Origin of the sequence: Stenotrophomonas sp. RIT-551, from assembly GCF_026241915.1 — a bacterium.
In the GTDB taxonomy this organism is placed as follows: Bacteria; Pseudomonadota; Gammaproteobacteria; order Xanthomonadales; family Xanthomonadaceae; genus Stenotrophomonas; species Stenotrophomonas bentonitica_A.
The window spans coordinates 213,564-234,895 of record NZ_JAPJIU010000003.1; the positions used below are offsets into that span (position 1 = coordinate 213,564).

19 protein-coding genes and 1 riboswitch are annotated in these 21,332 nt (G+C 66.6%); of the genes, 5 read left to right on the forward strand and 14 right to left on the reverse strand.

Translation table 11 applies throughout. The features are described 5' to 3' along the window. Window positions 1-5: 5 nt before the first annotated feature. The 4 genes from ORK51_RS05455 to ORK51_RS05470 form a co-directional block, all read right to left on the reverse strand. On the reverse strand, window positions 6-761 hold the full coding sequence (locus tag ORK51_RS05455; RefSeq protein ID WP_266084446.1) for a hypothetical protein: 756 nt from the start codon (window positions 759-761) through the stop codon (window positions 6-8). Window positions 762-842: 81 nt separating this feature from the next. Beyond that, window positions 843-1,112, reverse strand: coding sequence for a membrane protein (locus ORK51_RS05460; RefSeq protein ID WP_019185050.1), 270 nt, complete (start codon window positions 1,110-1,112; stop codon window positions 843-845). A 346-nt stretch (window positions 1,113-1,458) separates the two neighbouring features. Further along, a complete protein-coding gene (locus ORK51_RS05465) occupies window positions 1,459-2,733 on the reverse strand; it encodes a hypothetical protein (RefSeq protein ID WP_266084447.1) in 1,275 nt (424 codons plus the stop codon). Window positions 2,734-3,034: 301 nt separating this feature from the next. Further along, window positions 3,035-3,412 carry a glycine zipper 2TM domain-containing protein gene (locus tag ORK51_RS05470; protein WP_266084448.1) on the reverse strand — a complete coding sequence of 126 codons (378 nt, stop codon included), beginning with the start codon at window positions 3,410-3,412 and terminating at the stop codon, window positions 3,035-3,037. 224 nt (window positions 3,413-3,636) lie between these two features. Here ORK51_RS05470 and ORK51_RS05475 point away from each other — a divergent pair, with 224 nt between their 5' ends. The 4 genes from ORK51_RS05475 to ORK51_RS05490 all read left to right on the forward strand — a co-directional run bounded on the left by ORK51_RS05475 (window position 3,637) and on the right by ORK51_RS05490 (window position 7,603). After that, complete coding sequence (locus tag ORK51_RS05475; RefSeq protein ID WP_266084449.1) at window positions 3,637-4,014, forward strand: H-NS family nucleoid-associated regulatory protein; 378 nt, start codon at window positions 3,637-3,639, stop codon at window positions 4,012-4,014. 10 nt (window positions 4,015-4,024) lie between these two features. Beyond that, entirely contained in the window at window positions 4,025-4,381 is a 357-nt protein-coding gene (locus tag ORK51_RS05480) for a bleomycin resistance protein (RefSeq protein WP_088433407.1), read from the forward strand. Between the two features lie 64 nt (window positions 4,382-4,445). Then, window positions 4,446-5,357 carry a hypothetical protein gene (locus ORK51_RS05485; protein ID WP_266084450.1) on the forward strand — a complete coding sequence of 304 codons (912 nt, stop codon included), beginning with the start codon at window positions 4,446-4,448 and terminating at the stop codon, window positions 5,355-5,357. A gap of 191 nt (window positions 5,358-5,548) precedes the next feature. Beyond that, on the forward strand, window positions 5,549-7,603 hold the full coding sequence (locus ORK51_RS05490) for a TonB-dependent receptor domain-containing protein (protein WP_266084451.1): 2,055 nt from the start codon (window positions 5,549-5,551) through the stop codon (window positions 7,601-7,603). A gap of 48 nt (window positions 7,604-7,651) precedes the next feature. On the opposite strand, the gene pnuC is transcribed toward ORK51_RS05490, so the two are convergent. From pnuC to ORK51_RS05515, 5 genes are all read right to left on the reverse strand, one after another. Next, a complete protein-coding gene (gene pnuC, locus ORK51_RS05495; RefSeq protein ID WP_266084452.1) occupies window positions 7,652-8,248 on the reverse strand; it encodes a nicotinamide riboside transporter PnuC in 597 nt (198 codons plus the stop codon). Beyond that, window positions 8,245-10,410, reverse strand: coding sequence for a TonB-dependent siderophore receptor (locus ORK51_RS05500; protein ID WP_266084453.1), 2,166 nt, complete (start codon window positions 10,408-10,410; stop codon window positions 8,245-8,247). The genes pnuC and ORK51_RS05500 overlap by 4 nt, the downstream gene beginning before the upstream one ends. A 67-nt stretch (window positions 10,411-10,477) precedes the next feature. Continuing rightward, a riboswitch (TPP riboswitch) is annotated at window positions 10,478-10,573 on the reverse strand. Between the two features lie 40 nt (window positions 10,574-10,613). Continuing rightward, window positions 10,614-11,750 carry a phosphotransferase enzyme family protein gene (locus ORK51_RS05505; RefSeq protein WP_266084454.1) on the reverse strand — a complete coding sequence of 379 codons (1,137 nt, stop codon included), beginning with the start codon at window positions 11,748-11,750 and terminating at the stop codon, window positions 10,614-10,616. A 103-nt stretch (window positions 11,751-11,853) separates the two neighbouring features. Then, window positions 11,854-14,052 (reverse strand): translocation/assembly module TamB domain-containing protein, encoded by a 2,199-nt coding sequence (locus ORK51_RS05510; RefSeq protein WP_266084455.1) that lies wholly within the window; start codon window positions 14,050-14,052, stop codon window positions 11,854-11,856. A gap of 72 nt (window positions 14,053-14,124) precedes the next feature. Beyond that, the gene (locus ORK51_RS05515; RefSeq protein ID WP_019185037.1) at window positions 14,125-14,514 is read right to left on the reverse strand and encodes a RidA family protein; all 390 of its coding nucleotides are present in this window, start codon (window positions 14,512-14,514) and stop codon (window positions 14,125-14,127) included. A 141-nt stretch (window positions 14,515-14,655) separates the two neighbouring features. Between ORK51_RS05515 and ORK51_RS05520 the strand changes: the two genes are divergently transcribed. Next, window positions 14,656-15,582 carry a LysR family transcriptional regulator gene (locus tag ORK51_RS05520; protein ID WP_266084456.1) on the forward strand — a complete coding sequence of 309 codons (927 nt, stop codon included), beginning with the start codon at window positions 14,656-14,658 and terminating at the stop codon, window positions 15,580-15,582. A 27-nt stretch (window positions 15,583-15,609) separates the two neighbouring features. Here ORK51_RS05520 and map read toward each other — a convergent pair whose 3' ends face one another. The 5 genes from map to adiC all read right to left on the reverse strand — a co-directional run bounded on the left by map (window position 15,610) and on the right by adiC (window position 21,314). Then, window positions 15,610-16,377 carry a type I methionyl aminopeptidase gene (gene map, locus ORK51_RS05525; protein ID WP_266084457.1) on the reverse strand — a complete coding sequence of 256 codons (768 nt, stop codon included), beginning with the start codon at window positions 16,375-16,377 and terminating at the stop codon, window positions 15,610-15,612. Then, window positions 16,374-16,586 carry a ParD-like family protein gene (locus ORK51_RS05530; protein ID WP_019185031.1) on the reverse strand — a complete coding sequence of 71 codons (213 nt, stop codon included), beginning with the start codon at window positions 16,584-16,586 and terminating at the stop codon, window positions 16,374-16,376. Before ORK51_RS05530 ends, map begins: the two co-directional genes overlap by 4 nt. A 137-nt stretch (window positions 16,587-16,723) precedes the next feature. Continuing rightward, a complete protein-coding gene (locus tag ORK51_RS05535; protein ID WP_019185030.1) occupies window positions 16,724-17,626 on the reverse strand; it encodes a cation diffusion facilitator family transporter in 903 nt (300 codons plus the stop codon). A gap of 28 nt (window positions 17,627-17,654) precedes the next feature. After that, entirely contained in the window at window positions 17,655-19,943 is a 2,289-nt protein-coding gene (locus ORK51_RS05540; RefSeq protein ID WP_266084458.1) for an Orn/Lys/Arg family decarboxylase, read from the reverse strand. 21 nt (window positions 19,944-19,964) lie between these two features. Then, window positions 19,965-21,314 (reverse strand): arginine/agmatine antiporter, encoded by a 1,350-nt coding sequence (gene adiC, locus ORK51_RS05545; RefSeq protein ID WP_102789585.1) that lies wholly within the window; start codon window positions 21,312-21,314, stop codon window positions 19,965-19,967. Between the last annotated feature and the right edge of the window lie 18 nt (window positions 21,315-21,332).

Below are 21,332 nucleotides of genomic sequence, written 5' to 3' on the forward strand. Positions count from 1 at the left end.
ACGCATTACTTGCCGGCAGAACCCGCGCGGGCTCCCTCATCGCCCTGGGTCGCCTCGCGACTCTTCGCGAACTCCGGGAAGGTTTCGGCTATCGAGGCCTTGTCGGGCAGCACGTAGAACACCCCGCCCCGCTGGAACGTGGATTCAATGATCTGCGCGTAGAACGCCGGCGAGACATTGATGCAGCCATGGGTGACGCGATTGTCGTCCGGTGACGCCGATGCCAGGCGCTCGGCCCGTCGCTCTTTCGGGACACCTGTCGCTGTGGGGTGGATGGAGACGGCGGAATCGTAGTCGACCCACAGGACGCGGCCCGCGTCGATGGACGGCCCAAAGCCCCCCACGAAGCGCCCGGCGGGCGTCGTGCGATCCCGGCCTGGAATTTCGCGAAGGGCGAGTCCGGCGATGCCGGGCGCGATATGGTCGCCGGTGGCCGAGCCGAACAGCCCGGGGGCGGCGCCGCGAAGTTTGCCTTCGCCGTCGAAGACCAGGATCTGCGCAGCGGCCTTGTCCATGATGGCGAACGGATAGCCCTGGCTGTCCTTGGTGGCGACAACCCAGCCGGCCAGGTCAATGACGGTGTTGGAGACTTCCTGGCCCGGCGGAAGTTCATCGACGGCGGCGGCCGGTTTCGCGACAGCCTCGTCGGCATTGGCCACGCCAATGCTCGCGAACGCCAGCGCGAGGGTCAGCGCCCCGCGAAGGGCCAGGACGGCAGGAGATGAGTGCGTACGGATGGGACACTTCCTTGCAAAAGACATTGCACGACCAACGGAGACCAGTGGCCTGCACAGGCCACCGGTCGCCGATTCAGACGTTGCACACAAACGGTGCAGAAGCGATCAACCGCGCGGCTTGCGGCGGGGCGCCTGTTCGAGCTGCTGGACGCGACCTTCGATCTGATCCAGACGCTGGTTGGCCTGCTGCGCCGACTGGTTGGCCGACTCGGCACTCTGGGCGGCGCCCTGCACCTTCGTGTCGAGTTGATCCAAGCGGGAGTTGATGGTGGCGAACTCGTCTTTATACGTAGCGCAGGCACTCAGGCCCACAGTCGCGATCAACGCCACTGTCAGCGTACGCGCCGTTGTCAGTTGCTGTTTTGTCAGGAACATTGCACTGCCTCCTTCGAATGGGGTGTTCGGACGATAGCGGCCTCATCGCCAGAGCCATGACCGGGGTTCAGTTGAAGCCGAAAGACGTAGAGGGAACGTGAAGAAACTGAACGCTTCCGATCAGAATTGGCCATTGGCCTGCGCGTCCATCGCAACGCGTTTCAGGTGCGACAACATGGCAAAGGCAAGGCCACGCCGCTGCTCCGCACGCATCGCCTGCCGCCCGTTCCAGCAGAGCCGCCAACACCGCGTGGTCGTCGTGACTGTCACGCAATCCGGCGTTGCCAACGGCATGCGCACGCCCTGCCTCGCCGGCAGGGTCGTACGAATTTGACTGTCCGATACGTCACTCACCCGCGTCGCCCGGATCGCCCACGCCCGATCCCCACCCCTTCGTCAAACCCCACCCGTCGCCGCCCCGCTCCAGGCGCCATCCTTCGCCGAGTACGAGCGTCCAGCCTGGTCCCGTCCATCTGGAACCCGCGCCGTCCACGACGCCGCCGCTCACGCTGAGCAACGCCCAATCCCTGGACAGAAGCCCCCCGGATACTGCCGTCAACTCGCCCCACTCATCCCGCACCGTCAGCGGCGTATAGACCGTCCCGGCATCATCGAGCGGGAACAGCGAGCGGGGATCGAAGGAGATCGACGGGTTGCGCAGGGGCAGACGAACCGCATCGTTGCCGAGGAAACGCTCGCGATAGCCGGCACTGCGTCGCTCCCGCTCTTTTGCTCGCTCGCGTTCCTCTGCGCGCACCTCATCGGCGCCATAGCCGGCATCGTTCTGTGCGATGCCGGCCCCACGCCATGTGACGCCCAGCGCATCCGCCAGCAGCGCAGGCAACGTCGTGCCGGCAGACAACCCGCGGCGCCACGCTGGCGACCAACGTTCGAGCAGCAGTCCGTACGCGGGCCCGGTCACGTACGCCGCCGAACGCACGAAACTCTGCGACGCATCCGCCTTGGCGAGTGCACCTACGGCGGCAGCTGTCGCATCGCCACCGTGGGTGGCCGCAGCGATCGCGCGTCCCGTGTACTCGGCCAGGCCTTCATTGCGCTCCACCTTCGCTTCTTCGTCCAGCGCGCGCGTCGGCGGTGCCGCGGAATCCGCACGCAGAGCCCTGTAGCCCAGCGCTGCTGCCGCATGCTGGCGCGCTTGGTGCTCGTCGCGCGTGGAAAGCGCCTGCGCCAGCGCGCGCATCTCCAGCCGCAACGCCGTGCGACCGGCCTCCCCATCCAGGTGTGCGGTGTCGCCCTCGGCGGCAGGCAGACCGAGGGCCGCCTGCACGCAGTGCCACTGCTCGTGCCAGAACAGCGTCGCCAATCCGTCCCGGTCGCCGAGAAGCGGCAGAAGCAGCAGGACGGCAGGGGCGCCATCGATCGTGATGCAGGTGTTGGCGGGCGGCTGGTCATTCCGCAGTACGACAGGCAGCGCGGCCCCTGTGGCGGAGTCTCTGCGCCAACTGCTCCCGGAGGCGCGGTCATGCACGATCACCGGCGCGTCCAGCGGCATGCGCCACAGCGCCTGTGCGGCCTGCGTGGAGGCGGGTGCGTCCGCCACGGTGGCAATGCGGGCCAGCGCCTCCTCCACGCCCACCGGCGGACGCTGGGTCGCAGCCACGCATGGCATCAGCCAGAGACCGGCGACGCTGGCTGCAACGGCGGCAGCAACGCTGTATCGCCGTGCAAGGCGCCGCTGCTGCCCTGCCCGTTCCGCTGTGGACTTCCCTGCCCTCATCTCCGGCCTCTCCCTGACAGCATCCGCGCTGCGTCAGATCCGGACGGTAACCCACGCCAGCCCGCGATGTCATGACGTGCCGCTGGCGCGCTATCTCATGGCGCGCGCCGCGCGACCACCCAGCGGGCGCCCGGGCGCCGGATACGCAGGCTTGGCGCGCCGGGCCCGGGCGACACAGCGGGGATCAGCGCCAGCCGCGATTGTGGTTGCGGCGGTCCTGGTTCCAGCGACGCTGGTCATGGCGGCGATCGTGATGGCTGGTGCGCTCGTAGCGGTGGCCACGGTCATAGCGACGATCACGGTCGTAGCGATGATTGCGGTTGTCGCGACGGTCCTTGGTGGTCACGTTGCCGATGGCGCCACCGGCCACTGCTCCGCCGGCGGTCATCAGCGGATCACCGTTGGACAGCACGTGCCCGGCCACACCGCCCACGACGGCGCCGACCAGCGTGTTCTTGTCCTTGCGCGACATCGCATCCGCATTGCCTGCCGCGGTCACGCCAGCGGTCAACGCCACTGCCAGGGCCAGGCCGCGGAAACTGAAAAGGGTCGAGGTGATCATGGTGGGTTGCTCCTGGGGAACGGTGTTGAATCGAATCTGGTCGCCGAAGGTTGCCGGAACATTGCGTACCTACGGATGAACCAACCCCTGTTCAGGTTTCGTGGGCAGGGCGTGTTACGCCATCGGCCGCTTCACGTACGCATTTGTTATGGTGCCCTCCGTCAGCCCCTCCTCCCTGGAATCCCATGCCCCGTACGCCTTCCACCGCCCCCTCCGCAGCAACGATGAATACCCGCCTGGCAGCGGCGGTCGCGCGGTCGGGACTGGACGAGCAGGCGCTGCTCAAGGCGGCGACCAAAGAGGCCTATGAGCGGGTGACTGTACTGCTGACCACCAGCTATGCCGATTTCAGCCCCGAGCAGCAGCGACGGATCCGGGCGCTGCTGGACACCGCGCCTGCGGCCAGGCGCGGGAAAGCCTCCAAGGCCGCCAAGGCCCCGAAGGAAGATCTGCCGCCCCGTTTCTGGTTGCCGCACAGCGGCGCCACCTGGTCGGGCCGCGGGCGCGTGCCGAATGCTTTCCTGTCCTGGGAAGGCACGGTCGCGCATACCGAATGGAAGAAGACCCACCCCGATCAACGCTTCCCGTCCTATCCTGGCTGAGGCCGCACGCATGCCCCAGACCGTCATTCCGCAACTGCGCATGACCGATGCCGCGATCAGCGTGCCGTTCTACCAGCGGCTCGGGTTCGCGATCGACTGGGAACATCGCTTCGCACCGGACATGCCGCTGTTCGTGCAGATCAGCCGTGAGGGCCAGCAGATGTTCCTCAGCGAACACACCGGCGACTGCGAGCCGGGAGGCGCCGTGTATTTTCATGTGCCTGACGTGGACGCATTGCATGCCGCGTTCGTTGCGGCCGGCGCGCCGGTCTTCCGACCGCCGGCCGATGTGCCGTGGGGCGGGCGCGAAATGATGGTGATCGACCCGGACCACAACCGGCTGCGCTTCGCCACGCAGGGTGACTGATCGAAGCGACTATGATGGTCGCCATTGAACGAAGCAGTGGTTGCAGATGAGTCGCGGAATCAAGATGCGCAAGGCGGTGGGCACGCACGGCACCCTGCACCGGGTGGGCGACCTGCAGAAGCGTCATGACGCGCAACAGACCCTGCCAACGCTGCTGTGCGATGGGTGCAACGTGCCGGTGAGATTCGTTCCCGAGCACAGCAGGCCCGGCGTGGACCGCGCCCCGCCCCTCCATTTGCCCGCCTACCTCGCCCTGAACAAAGGCAGCGGGCATCTGCCCGGGTGTCGCTACAACGCGCCCGCCCATCTGCAGGCCCTGCTTGCCGCCGGAGCCGATCCCGAGTTTCTGACGACCCTGGATGATGGGACGCGCGAACTTCGCTTGCTCATCCTCCAACACGCCCTGAAACGCGGCAGTGCGGGCCCGGCGCTGCTGCCGGCAGACGCACCGCTGGACGGTTACCTGCGCACCCTCTCCGACCTGCTCACGCTGCAGGCGATGTGCGAGGACGACACGCTGCTGGCCGCGCAGCTGACCCTGCGCCTGGGCAAGAAGCGGGTGGACTGGACGAATTTCCTCTACCGGCAGGAGCGCTACGACGCGGCATGGGAGCGGCTTGGCGCCGCCTCCAGCGAGCTGCCGATGGCACTGCTCGGGACCGTGCGGTCGCATCGCACGCCGCAGCCCGGTGATCCCCATGGCGTCACCTTCCTCAACTGTGCTCCGAAGTATCAGCACACCGGTGTGACCGACCGCCGGGATTTCTACGAGGTCAGCGTCGGGCACACCGATGCTGCGTGGCTGAAGTCTTTCCCGGTGGGTGCGGAGATCGTGATGTTCGGGTTGTGGCGCCAGGGCAGGAGCAGTACGGCCTCCCGGCCGCATCCGACCGATCCGCGCCGCACGATCACCAGCGTCACCCACAAGCTGGCCTTGCGGCCGAGCGTTGCCCGGCAATTGACCCTGGTGGAGTGATTCGCTCGGTCGGCATGGTTTTCCTGTGATAGACAGCGCGCAACGCTAACGACATCCGATGTTGTGGAGATGTATCACTACATTTCAAATGCGAATGGTTCGTGATACGATTGTTAAGATTTCTTGAAACCCCCACACGGACGTCCCCAGCCATCGCCAGCGGGCTCCCATAGCCACGGAGTATTTTCGCGATGTCGCACCCCTCCCCCTCTCCCCGTCGTTCCGCCGCCACCCTGGCCATTGCCATTGGCCTGGTGCTGACCGCCCAGGCGCATGCCGATGCTTCGGCGGACGCCGCCGCCTCGCCCCGCCAGATGGATACGGTCGTGGTCACCGCCACCGGCGCCCAGCAGTGGATCAAGGACGCCCCGGCCAGCATCAGCGTGATCACCCGCGAGGAGATCGAACGCAAGCCGGTCAGCAGCATCGGCCAGCTGCTGAGCACCGTTCCCGGCGTGACCGGTGGCTATGCGCTGTCCGGCGCGCAGTCCAAGATCCGCCTGCGCGGCCTGCCCGAGCAGTACACGTTGATCCTCATTGACGGCCGCCGCCAGGGCAATTCCTCCGGCGTGAACTACCGCGATGACCTGGGTCCGCAGGATCTGAACTGGCTCTCGCCGGACATGATCGAGCGCATCGAGGTGGTGCGCGGGCCGATGTCCTCGCTGTACGGCTCGGACGCGATGGGCGGCGTGATCAACATCATCACCCGCAAGATCGCCAACGAATGGGGTGGCTCGGTCACCTACAACTACAGCAAGCCGGATTCCCCGACCCGCGGTGACACCACCCAGATGGGCGCGCTGTTCAGCGGCCCGCTGACCGAGAATCTGGGCCTGCGCGTCGGTGCCAACGTGACCAATCGGGAATCGGACACCGGGCGGCGGCAGACGCCGGGCAACAAGGCCGAGAACGCCAATGCCCTGCTCAACTGGCGCATCAACGATGACCACACCGTGGGCTTCGAAGCCTCGCGCGGCGAGCAGCGAAACAGCGGCGCTGGGGATGTCGGCGCCTGGGGCCTGTCCAAGCTGGTGCAGACCGGCTATGTGGTCATGCACGATGGTCGCTACGGCGATGCCGCCACGTCCAAGACGACGCTGGTGCAGAACGATTACGAAGACAAGGGCAGCGCTGTCGGCAACCACTCCAAGGAGACGGTGTTCGATACCGCGTTCACCCGCAGCTTCCATTGGGGGTTCGAGCAGAGCTTGAACGTGGGCGGCCAGTGGAAGCGCGAGGAGCTCAAGAACGGCGATACCATCGGGACGGTGCCGGTGACCTGGACCGGCACGGGCCGGATCAGCCCGGTCAGTGAAGCCGACTCCTGGGCGCTGTTCGCCGAAGACCACATCACCCTGCACGAGCGTTTCATCCTGACCGTGGGCCTGCGCTGGGACAACACCGACAACTACGACGACAACCTCAGCCCACGCGTTTACGGCGTCTGGCACCCGTCCGATGACTGGACCGTGCGTGGTGGTGTCTCGCAGGGCTTCCGTGCGCCGACGTTGAAGCAGGGCACGGCCGGCGCGGCGACGCAGTCCGGTGGCAACGGCTGCACCGCCCTGACCGCCGAAGGCTGGACCAATCGCTCGGTCAGCGCCGATGGCACCACCGGCTGCTATATGGCCGGCAATCCGAACCTGGAACCGGAAACCAGCACCAACTACGAGCTGGGCGTGGGCTTCGACAAGAACGGCTGGTCGGCTTCGGCCACCTACTTCCTGACCGATTTCGATGACAAGATCCAGCAGGTTCCGCTGCGCGAGATTCCGGGCCAGACGACCAGCTTCGTCAACGGGTTCTGGTGGACGGTCGCGCAGAACATCCAGAAGGCCCGCACCCGCGGTGTGGAAGCCAGCGTCACCGTGCCCCTGCATGAGCGACTGAACTGGATCACCAACGCCACGCGCATGCTGGAATCGAAGAACCGCACCACCGGTGCGAGCCTGCTGGTGGTGCCCAAGCTGACCGCAAACACCTCGCTGGACTGGCAGGTCACCGATGCCTGGTCGCTCAACCTGAGCGCGCAGCACATCGGCGAACAGCTGGTGTCCTCCACCAGCGCCACCTTCGCCAAGGCGTACACCACCTGGGATCTGGTCACCGGCTACGACGTCAACGAGCACCTGACCGTGCGCGCGGGCGTGCTCAACCTCGGCGATGTCTCCACCATCGAGGAAGGCAACAACTACGACGGCGGTGCACGCACCTTCTTCGTGGGTGCCACGGCGCGGTTCTGACCGCGCCGGGTCCAATGCAGACCTGAGGTGACGCAGGGCGGCGCGGACTTATCCGTGCCGCCCTGCTGCGTTGTGGAGCACCGCCTCGTTGCGCGCTGCCGTCCACGCGCGCAGCCCCATCACCGCCAACCCGACAAAGACCAGATACAGCACGGCGGTCACGTGCAGTGACTTGACCATGTACATCCCAACGTAGACGACATCGACCAGGATCCACAGCCACCACGCCGCCGTGTGCCGACGCGCCTGCCACCACTGGGCGACCAGGCTCAGCGCGGCGAGCATCGCATCCAGCCACGGCAGCGCTGCGTTGGTGTAGACATGCATCGCCGCGCCGAGGGCGAGGCCGAACACCACGCCGATGGCCAGATCACGCCACAAGGCGACCCGCGCCAATGGCACGATCGCGACCCGGCCATCGTCCTCGACCTGGCCACGCCAGCGCACCCAGCCGTACACCAGGAATCCACCGAACACGATCTGCAGCAGCGTGTCCGAGTACAGCCTGGCCTCGACAAAGACCAGTGCATACAGCGCGACCGAGATCAGCCCCACCGGCCAGGCAAGGGTCACCCGCCGCGTCATCAGCCACACGCCGAGCATGCTGACGATGGCGGCCGACCATTCCAGGGTGGCCGGGTTCATAGCGCGAAGGTGACCGACAGCCGGGCCTGACGCGGCGCGCCCGGGAACAGGTAGTAGTCGCCCGAGCTGCTGCCGGTGTCACGCCAGTAGAAGCGGTTGAACAGATTGTCCACCGAGAGGGTCCAGGTCACCGGATGCTCACCCACCCGGTGTTTGAAGCGCAGCCCGGCGTCGAACACGCTGTAGGCCGGCGCACTGACGCGGCCGTCGGCCGTGGCCACATTGGAGGAGGCATAGCGCCAACCACCGGTCAGCCCCAGGCCCGTGACGAACGGCAGCTGGTACTCCGCATGCACGGTCGCGCGCGTCTTCGGCACGTTGATCAGCTGATGCCCCTCGTAATCCGGCGTGCCCGCATCGCGCGCGCGGGCCCGCAGGACGCTCGCACTGGCGGCCAGCGACAGGCGCGCGGTCAGCTGCCCCTGTGCGGTGAGTTCCAGCCCGGTATGGGTCTGCTGCCCGTCTTCGACGAAGGTGTAGCCCGCGTCGCCGTCGTCCGGCCTGGCGTACTGGAACGGCTGCGAGGTGCGGAACAGTGCCGCACCCAGCGTCAGCGCATCGCTGGGCACGTACTTGATGCCCACTTCGGTCTGGCGCGACAGCACGGACGGCAGGAATGCACCGTCGTTGGAGGTCCAGAACGGCGCTTCCTGGCCAAGCGAGATGCCCCGCACGTAGCTGACGTACGCATTGACCTCATCGGTCGCCTTCCAGACCAGCGCGGTCTGCGGCAGGAACCGCGACAGGCGGCTGTGCCGCTCGGGATTGCCGCGCTTGTCGTAGGCACGCTCGTCCAGCCGGACGAAGCGGCCACCGGCCAACCACTGCCAATCGCCGAAGCTCATCCGGTCCAGCGCGAACACCGCCGTCTGCGCACTGTCCAGGCGCCGCGCGGACGGGCCCGGCATCAGCGGCGACGGGTCGAACTGCGGCACCTGTGCATCATGGATGTTGGCCGTGCCGACGTACTCGTTGACGTTGCGGCGCTTGTCCACGGTGCGCTCGAACCGATCCGCGCCAATACTCAGTTCGTGCCGGATCTCGCCGGTGGCGAAACGGCCACGCAGCTCGCCACGGAATTCCAGGTTGCGGCGGGTGTCGTCCGGGCTGCGGTAATCGTAGATGTCGTAGTCGCCGTTGGGCGCAAAGTAGTTGCCCGGCACACTGCCATCCGCACAGCCGGCAGCGTAGTAACAGCCGTAGGCGAAGGCGACGTTGTCGTCGATCACCGAGCGGCTGTAGCTGGCGGAAACGCGCGACTGCCAGTTCGGACTGAAATCGAAGGTATGCAGCGCGGTCAGGTTGGTGCTGTCGATGCCGACCGGCCGCTGCCAGGCCTGGTAGCCCAGCAGGTGCTTGCGGTCCACGCCGCGCGGCAGCTCGGTGGCGCCCAGCAGCTGATAGCCCGAGGCCGAGCGCTGCGCGCTGGTCTGGTAGTTGGCATCCACTTCCAGTTTGCCGCGCTCGCCGATCAGCCAGTCGGTGGCCAGCGAATAGAAGGTGCGGCGACCGTCGGCATGGTCGATGTAGGAATCGCTGTCTTCCCAGGCGGCATTGAAGCGCACGCCGAAACGCGGCGAGAGCCAGTGGCCCAGATCCACGGCGGTGTAGCGCGAGCCTTCCGAGTCGGTGCCGAGGGTGACAGTGCGGACCTCGGCCGGGCGCTTGCCCACGTAGTTGATGATGCCGCCCGGGGCCATCACACCGGCGGCGAGGCCGGCCTCGCCCTTGAGGATTTCCACCGCCTGGATGTTCTCCAGCGCCAGCCGCTGCTCACCGGTGATGGCCAGCCCGTTGAAGCGGTAGCCGGTGCCGGTATCCAGCGGGAAGCCGCGAATCGCGATGTTCTGGTAGTAACCAACCGGCGCGTAGCTGTCGCCCAGCGAGGCATCGTTGCTGGCCAGCTCGGACAGCGTCCGGACCTGGCGGCTGTCCAGCAGGTCGCGATCGAGCACGTTCACCGAGGCCGGCGTGCTTTTCCAGTCGCCGGCGCCGAAGCTGCCGGTCTGCGTGGCGGTGGCTGCCGGCTGATGCGCCTGCACGCGCACGGCGGCCAGTTCCGTCGGCGAGCGCTCGGGCGCCTCGGCGAGTTCATTGGCATGAAGGGGCAGCGCGGCGCAGAGGGCGGCGGACAACAACGTAGGGCGGAAGCAGCGGTTCATTCGATTCGTCATCAGCTGGAGGAGACGAAGCGAAGGCGCGCACGCGCACCGACCCATCACGGCGGTATGCCTGCTGCTCAAAGCTCCCTACGCCGGTGCAAACCGGATCAGGTTCCAAGGGACTCTCTCAGCCTGGTTTCGCCAGGCACCCCCGCTTCTGTGACTATTTCACTACAAATGGTACGGATTTGCGAGCCCGCCCTTCAGGCAGCCGCGTGCAGCGCCTTCAACAGGCCCTGCCCGGCCGCGCTGCTGAACCAGTCAGCGTGGCCCAGCAGGAAGGTGTGGTAGGCCACGTCGGCATTGGCAGGCGAGTGCGTCACGCCCTGGAAGTACTCCACTTCCGACAGCGCGAAATCGAGCTGCACGATGGGCAGCAGATCCGCCAGCAGATGCACGCGCTCGGCCGACAGCGGCACGATCTCGCGGTAGCCGGCCAGCAGCGCCAGCGCGATATCCACGCGCACGGCCGCCTCGCCGCTTTCCAGCGCCAGCCAGGCAATGGCGTTGCGTTCGATGGCGGTCGCAAGGTCGAACAAGGCACTGGTCGGTGAGGCAAGACCCAGATCAAGCACGGTATCGACCACGGTGGCACCTCCTTGCTGGCGCCAGAGCAGATTGGAAACATGCCAGTCGTTGTGCGCCCACAGGCGCGGCTCGGCCTGCAGCCGCGCGGCCAGGCCGGCGTGCCACGGCGCAATGGCCCGCCGCAGATCACCCTGCCAGTCCTGCCCCGCGAGATAGGCGGCCAACCCGGGACGACCCGGAAGATCGGCCTGGATGGCGGCGATGGGGTCGGCGGCACGGATCAGATCATCCCGTGCGACCAGCAGATGGGTGCTGCGCTGGGGCGCGTGATAGCAGGCCGACGCGCTGTGCAGCTTGGCCAGCATCCGTCCGGCTTCGCGCGCCTGCGCGGTATCGGTCAGCGGCGTCCAGGAAGGTGCATCGCGATACAGATCCTGGCCCTGGCCCACGCTATGCAGCTCGTAGGTCCAACCCTCGTGCTCCACTGCCGTGGCGCCATCGCGGTCACGCAACACCTCGACCACCGGCACGCCGTGATCGGCCAGATGCTGGATGAAGCGATGCTCCTCGGCCAGGCTGGCTGCCGTGCGGACGCTGCCATGGTGGCGCTTGACGAACACCCGCTCCCCGTCGGTCTCGACGATGGCGGCGGCGGACATCGGCCGCGGGCTGTGCCACACCAACCGGCCAGCGCCGGCCAGCGGTGCGAAGCGCTCGCGCAGCCAGCTGACCTCGCGTTCGGTGATGGCGGGCCAGTCGGCGGCCACCTCATCGTTGTTGAGGCCTTGGACGCGGTGGGTGCTGTTGCTCATGGAATGACGGATCGATGACGGGCAAAGTGCGCGCTGTCACCAGACAGTGGGCGCGGCGAGGATAGCAAGCCGGGCCCGGCAAGGGGGAGGCAGATGCCTGCCCTCAGCGCTTGCTGTCGCTCGCCTTTGCTGCGGCCGGCGTGGCCGGCAGCAGACGAGGCTGCTCGGCATACCAGTCACGCGCACCGGCGAGGTGCCACTTGCGCTGCTCGCCCTGCAGCTCGATGCCGGCGCCCAGCACGCCCCAGCGCAGATACAGGTCGCCCCGGCGCTTGCCATGACTCAGATCCAGCCGCGCCTGCAGGGACAGCCGCTCATTCTCGGCCTGCAGGTCCTCCACGATCAGCTCGCCACTGCGCCAGCGCAGCTGGCCACTGGCCTGCACTTCGCCGGAATCCAGCAGGCCGAGTACCCAGCGCGGGTACTCACTGCGCTGTGCGAACACGCCCAGCAACGGCCCGGCATCGCGCAGGCGCAGGTCGGCCAGCCCATCCACCTGGAATGGCGCCGCCGCATCGATGTGGCCGCTGCGGATCGCGACCTTGCCCCACCAGCGCCCGTCACTCTTTTCATCTCCCACATGGATGTTGCGCAGCTCCACGGTGGTGCCGCCCAGATCGAACTGGCGGCTGTCGAAATCCGCACGCTGCAGACGCGCCTGGAGTTGCGCATCGCCGCGCATCGCAATACCGGCGACGCTCAGCCGGGCACCGGTGCCGCGCAGATCGGCACTGCCCTTGCCCACCCGGCCGGACGCATCCAGCGACACATCACCGCTGAGCAGGCCGGTCCCGCCGAGCAGGCGCACGTTGTCATTGCCGAGGTAACGGTTGTAGGCGGTCAGGTCCGGTACCCGCGCATCGGTAAAGCGGAGCTGGGCGCGCATGCCGTCGCTCAGCTGCTTCAGGCGCGCATCACCGCGCAGGCTCAACGCAAGCTGCCGCCCATCGAACAACAGCGCCTTGGGTGCATTGGTCGGCGCGGCCTGGAAGCGCGGGATCTGTACCTTCAGTTCGGCCTGCGCAGGCGTGCCCTCGACAATCCGGCCCTGCGCCTGGGCATCGCCCCGCATGCGGACGCCGGCGACTTCGGCCACCGCCGCCACCTGCGGGATATCCACTGTGCTGCCCGGTGCGAGCTCGCCGTCGGCAAGAATGATGTCAGCCTTGAGCAGACCGCCACCGTCGAGATGGAACCACGGCTTTTTCACGAACAGATCGCTGATCCAGTTCAGCGACTGGAACTGCCATGCGCCCTGGACCTTGCCGGACAACCGCGGCAGCAGCTCGGCAGGCGCCTGGAACGGAATCTTCCGGCCGGTCACGCGGAGATCGGCGTTGAGCTCACTGCCCGTCTCCGGGTCACGCGGCAGCCGCGCCTGCACCCGCATGTCCTGCGCCACGTCCAGCTGCAGCGACAGCAGGCCGCGGTCATCAGCGTGTACCCCCGCGTGCAATGGCAGACGCCAGACCAGACGGCTGCCGGGACGCAGCGCGCCCTGCTCCAACGTCACATCCGCAGTGAGGCGCGCATTGGAGACCGCGCTGCCGACCTTGACGTGCGGGCCGCCGGTGTCGATGCGCAGCCCCTGGCTGCGCGCGTCGATCTGCAGCTGCGCCCAGGTGATCCCGAGCTTCTGCAGGCCCGGCGCGTCGTCACGGTAATGCCGCGGGAAGTGGAACCGTGCCGCGATATGGGCATCGTCCAGCACGTTCACGCCATCGAAGCTGACCTGGGCGTCATCGAAGCCGGCGGTGGAGTCGAACAGCTCCGAAGGCCCGCCTTTGAGCTGTTTGAGGAACCCGACATTCCCGTGCCCCTGGCCGACGATCAGCAGCTTGCCGAAGCGCCCACTACGGATCGTGTCACTGTGGATCGCATCGAAACGCAGGGTCCAGCCACGGTCGCCGCGCGGCGGCGGTGGAATGGCGTTCTCGACCCGCTCGACCTCCGCTTCCACCCCGGTCGCGTCGATACGCGGGATGCGCACTTCCTTGCGCAACAGCGCCGGCAGGTCGATCCACGCACTGGCCCGATCGGCACGGAACACGTACTGGGTACGATTGGCCTGTCCGCGCATGCGGATGTTCCAGACCACGGCCTGCCCCGGCATCAAGGTCACCGCCGGGCCGGTCTGCATCGTGAATTTTTCAGGTTTGCGGTTGGTCACCGCATCGAACAGCGGCGTGTTGAGGAATACGTTGCCCGCCAGCAGGTACAGCGCATACAGCGCCAGCAGCGAGAGCAACGCCACGCGCCACGGCCGGGGCCAGCGCTGGACGCGCTCGGGAATCAGGGGCATGTGGATCCGCGACAGGAAGCAGGATGACGGCCCACTATCGGCAACGCGCAGCCGTCACCGCGTGAAGGCGTGCTACGGCAGCTTCGCGATCACCTTGATCTCCACGTCGAATCCGTACAGCCAGGTCACCCCGATGCCGGTGAGCGTCGGGTACGGGGCCTCGCCCCAGTAATCGGGCACGATCGCCCAGACCCGTTCGAAGATCTTTTCGGGATTGACCAGGAACACGGTGACGTCGACCACGTCCTCGAACGTGCAGCCTGCGGCGCCGAGCACGGCGTTGAGGTTCTCGAACGCGCGCCGCACCTGGGCCTCGAGGTCGGGTTCGGGCGAGCCATCCTCGCGGCTGCCGACCTGGCCGGACACGAACAGGAAGCCATTGGAGCGTACCGCCGGCGAATAGCGGTTGCGCTCGTACAGCGCCTGGCGGCCCGGCGGGAAAACGACGTCACGTGTTGCCATGAACCACCTCTGCCTTGGGCCGATACCGGCCCATCAAGAATGAAAGGCCACGGTAGACCGACAGGGGGCACCGGATAAACGCGGTCTGCTGCCCAACATTGTTTGTAGAATCCAAACAATCATCCTCCCCGTGGAAAGCAGATGGACCGGTTCGATGCGATGCAGGCCTTTGCCCGGGTCGTGGATACGGGCAGCTTCACCAAGGCGGCCGAGACACTGCACATGAGCCGCACCACGGTCACGCAACTGGTGCAGCAACTGGAAGCGCGGCTGCGGGTGCGCCTGCTGAACCGCACCACCCGGCAGGTGAAGGTCACCGCCGATGGCGCGGCCTATTACGCGCGGGTGATCCGGCTGCTGGCCGACATCGACGACGCTGAAACCAGCCTGTCGACCGCGGCGGCGGCGCCTCGCGGGCGCCTGCGCATCGACGTTCCTGCACCGTTCGCCCGTCTGATCCTGGTGCCTGCCCTGCCCGGGTTTCAGGCGCGCTACCCGGATATCCAGCTGGATCTGGGTGTGAGCGACCGGAACGTGGACCTGATAGACGAGAGCGTGGACTGCGTGATCCGCGGCGGGCAGATCGCCGATCAGTCGCTGATCGCCCGCCATATCGGCGATCTGCAGGCCGGCCTCTATGCAGCGCCCGGCTACCTGGCCCGGATGGGACATCCTGCCCATCCGGCCGATCTTGAAAACAGCGCGCACCGCATCGTCGGCTACCGCCGTGCGCGCGGCGGTGGCGTGCTGCCCTATACCCTGCAGCGCTGCGATGTGTCCCTGACCGTCCACGGCCAGTACCTGTTGGCGGTGGACGACGGCAACGCCTACCTCGCCGCCGGCGTGGCCGGCCTGGGGGTGCTGTGGCTGCCCGAGTACATGGCGGCCGCCCACGTGGCCGAAGGCGAGCTGGTGCGCCTGTTCGCTGATTGGCAGCTGCCGCCGATGCCACTGCATCTGGCCTTCCCACCCAACCGCCACGTCAGCGCCACGCTGCGTGCCTTCATCGATTGGGTCGGCGGGATCGTGGCCGATCATGCACCCGTGGTGCGACCGCCGCCGGGCTGATGCACGATGCAGCCACGGATGCCCGCCTCAGTCGGGCATCCGCTCGCCCGTGCGCAGGGTCAGCACCTCCACCCCGTCGGCGGTCACCAGCACGGTGTGCTCGGCCTGCGCCGAGAGCTTGCCGTCATGGGTGGTCACGGTCCAGCCGTCGTCGCTCATGTCGATGGCAGCACGGCCCTGGTTGATCATCGGCTCGATGGTGAAGGTCATGCCCTGCTCCAGTTCCAGCCCATCGCCGCGACGGCCGTAGTGCAGCACCTGCGGCTCTTCGTGCATCTGCTGGCCGATGCCATGGCCGCAGAATTCGCGGACCACGCTGTAGCCGTGGGCCTTGGCATGCTGCTGGATCGCAAAACCGATGTCGCCCAGCGTTGCGCCCGGGCGCACCACCCCGATCCCCTTCCACATCGCCTCGCGGGTCACCCGCACCAGCCGCTTGGCCGCGTAATCGACCTCACCGATCAGATAGGTCTTGCTGGAGTCGGCGATGTAACCTCCCTTCTCCAGGGTGATATCCAGATTGACGATGCTTCCGCTGCGCAGGATGTCATCGGCCGAGGGCACCCCATGGCAGACCACGTTGTCGATGGACGAATTGAGCACGTAGCCGAAGCCATACTGGCCCTTGCTCGCCGGGCGCGCCTGCAGCTCATCGACGATGAAGCGCTCGACCCAGTCGTTCACCTGCAGCGTGCTCATGCCTTCCAGCGGCAGCGTGTCCAGCGCTTCGAACACCGAGGCCAGCAGGCGCCCGGAGGTGCGCATCAGCGCCTGTTCTTCAGCGGTCTTGATCATGCTTCGGCCACCCGCAAGGCGCCAGGTTCAACCCCTGCGGCTCGCAGTTCACGGTTGACGATCTCCTGGTAGGTCGAGCCGGGATTCATTTCGCACAGCATGCCGATCTTGATCCAGAAACCGGCCTGGGCATTGATCGAGCGGCCCGAGACGCCGCTGGCGCGGCGCAGGTTGTCGTGCAGTTCGTCGTCGATGTTCACGATGCCCATGGGCAACCCCTCTCATACGGTATATACACATCATATACGTTTCGTATAGCGCTGTGCAGGCCCGCCCAGGGGTCGTCACCGGCCGTCTTCGCGCCACTGCGGTGCTGGGCGGTCGTGAGTGCGCGGTCAGGGATCGATCAGGTCCAGGCCGGATCGGCAGTGAAATCGATGGTCAACCAGAACTCACTGCCGCGCGCATCCAGGCGCTCGGCGATCTCATCACGCAGCCGGTCCACATTGCCGATGTTGCCGATCACCGTCTCCGGGTGGGTGAGGATGTGAATCTCCACGAACCGCATGCGGCCCATCTTGGCCACGTGGCTGGTGAAATCCAGATAGCCGTGTTCGGCGACGAAGTCCTTCATCACCGCCTGCACGCGCGCATCCAGCGTATCCGGCGCCACCTGCAGCACTTCGCGCATGGCCTTCCATGCACTGCGCAACGGTACGGGTAGTACCGCCACGCTGATCGCGGCCAGCACCAGCGGATCCAGATAGGGTATCCAGTGCGCATGCTCGCCATCGCGCAGCAACAGCGCGATCGCAAACGCCAGCACCACCGCCAGGCTCATCATGCCGCTGAGCAGCCAGGCCCGCACGTCCAGCCACAGCAGCGCCGAGTGCAGCTGCATCGCGCGGGTGCGCACGAAGGCCGCCATCGCCAGGTTGCTCACGCACAGCAGGGCCGCCCACAGCAGCGCAGGCCCGGCCTTGACCTCATGCCCGCCCGTGGTCAGCCCAATCACCGAGTTGGCCAGCGCATAGATGCAGGCCAGCGACAGGATCGCCCCGCCAAGCGCCTCCACCATCGGCTCCAGGTGCCAGTAGCCATACTGGAAGCGCGGGCTTTCTTCCCGCGCCACCAGCCGCAGTACCGACAGCGCCACCAGGGTCAGTGCCACGTCCACCAGGCTGTAGACGCCATCGAACAGGATGGCCTGCGATCCCACCAGCAGGCCACCGATGAAGCCGATGGCGCTGACCGCCATCGTCACCCCGATGGAGAATTTGAGGACCCGCTGCTCGCGTGCTGTATCCATCGCTGGCCGAGGGTCCTGCGCGCAGGCGTCAGACCTTCAGTACCTCCACCTTGTAGCTCGGCGCATCGCCGTCGGTGTCGATGATAAGCCCGTGCACATCCGACTCGAAGCCCGGGAAGCGCGCGTTCTGCTCACGGGCGATCCGCAGCGACTGGATGATCGGCTCATCGCTGGCGCCGAATCGCTCGCCCGGCATGATGGTCGGGATGCCCGGCGGGTACGGCACCAGCATGGTGCCGGCGATGCGGCCGCTGATCTGTTCGATGTCGACCCGTTCGATCTGGCCGCGGACCAGATGGTCATAGGCTTCGGCGGGCGTCATCACCGGCTCGGGCAGATCCACGTACATGGCGCGCATCACTTCGGCGACGCCGAACTCGCCGTTGAAGGCGTGCAGCGCATCGCAGAGGTCACGCAGGCCCCACCCGGCGTAGGCGATCGGGAACTCGGCCGCCAGCTGCGGCAGTGCGCGGGTCAGTGGCGCATTGCTGTCGTAGAGCTCCTTGAAGGCCATCAGCTCGGTGACCAGGGTGCTCCACTTGCCCTTGGTGATGCCCATCGAGAACAGGAACAGCACCGAGTACAGGTTGGTCTTCTCCACCGTGATGCCGCGGGTCCACAGGAACTTGCTCAGCACTGCGGCCGGAATGCCGCGCTGGCCCATCTCGCCATCCATCGAGAGCCCCGGCGTGAGCAGGGTCACCTTGATCGGGTCGATCAGCACGTAGTCGTCCACCAGGCCATCGAAGCCATGCCAGTGCGCGTCCGGCTGCAGGTACCATTCGCTGCGCTTGGCCACCATCGGGGCCGGCGCATCGCCCTTGGCCAGCGAACGTTCCAGCTTGTCCGGCTGCCACACGCTGAACCACCAGTCGTCGCGCCCCAGATCCTCGCGTACATGCAGCATCGCGCGGCGGAACGCAATCGCCTCGTCGTGCATCTCCTGCACCAGCGACTCGCCCGCGGCGCCTTCCATCATCTTGGAGGCCACATCGCACGCGGCGATCACGCCGTAATGCGGGCTGGTGGTGGTGTGCATCATGAAGGCTTCGTTGAAGCGTTCGGCATCCAGCGCCTGGGTCGCGGCATTGCGCACGTGGATCATCGAGGCCTGCGAGAACGCGGCCAGCAGCTTGTGCGTGGAGTGCGTGGTGAAGATGATCGCATCCTGCTCGCGCGGCTTGCCCTTAGCCATGCCGTAATGGTTCTCGTAGAACGGATGGAACGCGGCATAGGCATACCAGGCTTCGTCGAAATGCAGGAAATCGACCGCGCTGCCGATTTCCTCGGCGATCTTTTCGGCGTTGTAGCACAGCCCGTCATAGGTTGAATTGGTGACCACCGCGATGCGCGGCTTGGAGCCGGCATTGTAGGCCTTGCTGGCCAGCGGGTTGGCGGCGATGGCCTGCTGCAGCGACTCGGGCGTGAACTGGTCCAGGCTGATCGGGCCGATGATGCCGTGCGCGTTGCGGCTGGGGGTGAAGTACACCGGGACGCCGCCGGTCATGATCAGCGCGTGCAGCAGCGACTTGTGGCAGTTGCGGTCGACGAAGACCACGTCGCCCCGCCCCACGGTCCCGTGCCAGACGATCTTGTTGGCGGTCGAGGTGCCATTGGTGACGAAGAAGGTGTGGTCGGCGCCGAAGTTGCGCGCCGCCTCGTTCTCGGCCTCCTTGATCGGGCCGGTGTGGTCGAGCAGCGAGCCCAGCTCCGGCACCGAGATCGACAGGTCGCTGCGCAGCGTGTTCTCGCCGTAGAACTGGTGGAACGCGCGGCCGACCGGTGATTTGGTGAACGCCACGCCGCCGGCATGGCCAGGCGTGTGCCAGGAGTAATTGGATTCGGCGGCGTGGTGGATCAGGGCCTTGAAGAACGGCGGCAGCAGGTTGGCCATGTAGTCTTCGGCCGCCCGCATCACCTGCCGCGAGATGAAGCTCTTGGTGTCTTCGAACAGGAAGATGTAACCGTGCACGAACTTGAGCAGTTTGCTCGGCACCTTCTCGATGGTGCGGCGCTCGCCGTACAGGAACACCGGCAGGTTCGCGCGGCGTGCGGTCTGCTCGCGCAGGAAGCCCAGCAGGCGCTGGAACTGCTCCGGGTTCTCCTCGGTGCCGTCGATGGAGATCAGCACCGCCGAGGCGGCCACGTAGGTGCGCGCGCCGGCCTGGGCATCGGCCAGGGTCAGGCCGCACAGCACGCGCTGGTCGTTCTTGCGCAGCTCGTCCACCAGCGCACGGATCAGGATGCCGCCGATGCGCGGGGATTCGTAGTCGTCGTCGATGACGATGATCGGGTAATCAAGGGACTTGAAGTACACAGGGATTCTCCTGGGGCAATATCACGAAAGCGTCGTGCGGACGGCGGCGTCGAGCGCGGGCAGCTGGCCGCGCTGGCGGCGGCGCTCCTCGCTGAAGAACGGGTAGAACACCGTGATGAACAGCACGAACAGGAAGGCGTACTGCACGATGTTGCCGGCCGACCCGAAGATCGCCCACAGGCAGTACACGACGGTGACGCTGGTCAGCAGCCAGAATGCGCCGGTGTGCACCAGCGTGTGCGAGCGCTCGACCACGAAGTAGCAGGCCACGCAGGAGTAGATGTACGGCAGCAAGGTCAGCACCACCGCCGCCGAGGTGATCACATCGAACTGGGCCGAGGCGGTCTTGGAGGTGGAGGTGACCAGCACCGCCAGGGTCATCAGCACCGCCACGATCAGCACGCCCTTGACCGGCACGTCGTCCTTGTTGGTCTTGCTGAAGATGCTCGGGAACAGGCCGTCATCGGAGGCCGCCTTGGCGCTCTGCGCGGTCAGCAGGATCCAGCCACCGAGCGAGCCGGCCGCGCCCACGAAGGCGCACAGGCTCACCAGCGCCCCGCCCCAGCCACCGACCGCATTGGCCGCCGCCAGCGCGAACGGCGCATCGGAAACCTGCAGGTCGCCATTGGGCACCATGCCCATGATCACCGAGGAGCTGGCGATGTAGGCGATCGCGGCCAGGAACACGCCACCCAGCGTCGCGCGGGCCACGTTCTTCTCCGGGTTTTCAACCACCCCGGCGGTCACCGAGGCCGATTCCACGCCGATGAAGGCCCACAGGGTCAACGCCGCGGCACTGGAGATCGCGCCGAAGTTGGACTCGCCGGAGACGTTGTAGGCCCCCTTGAAGATGGTCGGGTCGAAGAAGAACCAGCCGAAGATCGCGATGCCCAGGATCGGCACCAGCGCAAAGCTGGTGGTCACCGTCTGCAGCTTGCTCACGAACGAGGGGCCGACCACGTTGGCGAAGCTCAACGCCCAGACCAGCGCCAGCACCGCGATGCAGCGCGGCAACGGCTCGGACAGGATCGGGAAGAAGTAGCTGAAGTAGCCGACTGCCGCGATCGGGATGGCAACGTTGCCGATCCAGTTGGCGAACCAGTAGATGGTGTTGGTCTGGAAACCCATGTAAGGGCCGAACCAGTCCCTGGCGTAGGCATAGGGACCACCGGCCTTGGGCGCCAGCTTGCCGAGCTTGGCAAACACGAAGGCCAGCAGCAGCGCGCCGGCGGTGGTGATCAGCCAACCCCAGATCGAGGCCGTGCCGATCTTGGCCAGGCTGGAGGGCAACAGGAACACCCCCGACCCCATCATGTTGCCGGCCACCAGGAAGGTGGCACCGACCACCCCGATTTTCTTCGCTTTTGCCATGACGCTTGCTCCTTTGCC

Excerpts from the sequence above, each read along its gene's own strand:
- ORK51_RS05455 (WP_266084446.1), bottom strand. The coding sequence starts at position 761 with ATGTCTTTTGCAAGGAAGTGTCCCATCCGTACGCACTCATCTCCTGCC.
- ORK51_RS05460 (WP_019185050.1), bottom strand. The coding sequence starts at position 1,112 with ATGTTCCTGACAAAACAGCAACTGACAACGGCGCGTACGCTGACAGTG.
- ORK51_RS05470 (WP_266084448.1), bottom strand. The coding sequence starts at position 3,412 with ATGATCACCTCGACCCTTTTCAGTTTCCGCGGCCTGGCCCTGGCAGTG.
- ORK51_RS05475 (WP_266084449.1), top strand. The coding sequence starts at position 3,637 with ATGAATACCCGCCTGGCAGCGGCGGTCGCGCGGTCGGGACTGGACGAG.
- ORK51_RS05480 (WP_088433407.1), top strand. The coding sequence starts at position 4,025 with ATGCCCCAGACCGTCATTCCGCAACTGCGCATGACCGATGCCGCGATC.
- ORK51_RS05485 (WP_266084450.1), top strand. The coding sequence starts at position 4,446 with ATGCGCAAGGCGGTGGGCACGCACGGCACCCTGCACCGGGTGGGCGAC.
- ORK51_RS05490 (WP_266084451.1), top strand. The coding sequence starts at position 5,549 with ATGTCGCACCCCTCCCCCTCTCCCCGTCGTTCCGCCGCCACCCTGGCC.
- pnuC (WP_266084452.1), bottom strand. The coding sequence starts at position 8,248 with ATGAACCCGGCCACCCTGGAATGGTCGGCCGCCATCGTCAGCATGCTC.
- ORK51_RS05500 (WP_266084453.1), bottom strand. The coding sequence starts at position 10,410 with ATGAACCGCTGCTTCCGCCCTACGTTGTTGTCCGCCGCCCTCTGCGCC.
- ORK51_RS05505 (WP_266084454.1), bottom strand. The coding sequence starts at position 11,750 with ATGAGCAACAGCACCCACCGCGTCCAAGGCCTCAACAACGATGAGGTG.
- ORK51_RS05510 (WP_266084455.1), bottom strand. The coding sequence starts at position 14,052 with ATGCCCCTGATTCCCGAGCGCGTCCAGCGCTGGCCCCGGCCGTGGCGC.
- ORK51_RS05515 (WP_019185037.1), bottom strand. The coding sequence starts at position 14,514 with ATGGCAACACGTGACGTCGTTTTCCCGCCGGGCCGCCAGGCGCTGTAC.
- ORK51_RS05520 (WP_266084456.1), top strand. The coding sequence starts at position 14,656 with ATGGACCGGTTCGATGCGATGCAGGCCTTTGCCCGGGTCGTGGATACG.
- map (WP_266084457.1), bottom strand. The coding sequence starts at position 16,377 with ATGATCAAGACCGCTGAAGAACAGGCGCTGATGCGCACCTCCGGGCGC.
- ORK51_RS05530 (WP_019185031.1), bottom strand. The coding sequence starts at position 16,586 with ATGGGCATCGTGAACATCGACGACGAACTGCACGACAACCTGCGCCGC.
- ORK51_RS05535 (WP_019185030.1), bottom strand. The coding sequence starts at position 17,626 with ATGGATACAGCACGCGAGCAGCGGGTCCTCAAATTCTCCATCGGGGTG.
- adiC (WP_102789585.1), bottom strand. The coding sequence starts at position 21,314 with ATGGCAAAAGCGAAGAAAATCGGGGTGGTCGGTGCCACCTTCCTGGTG.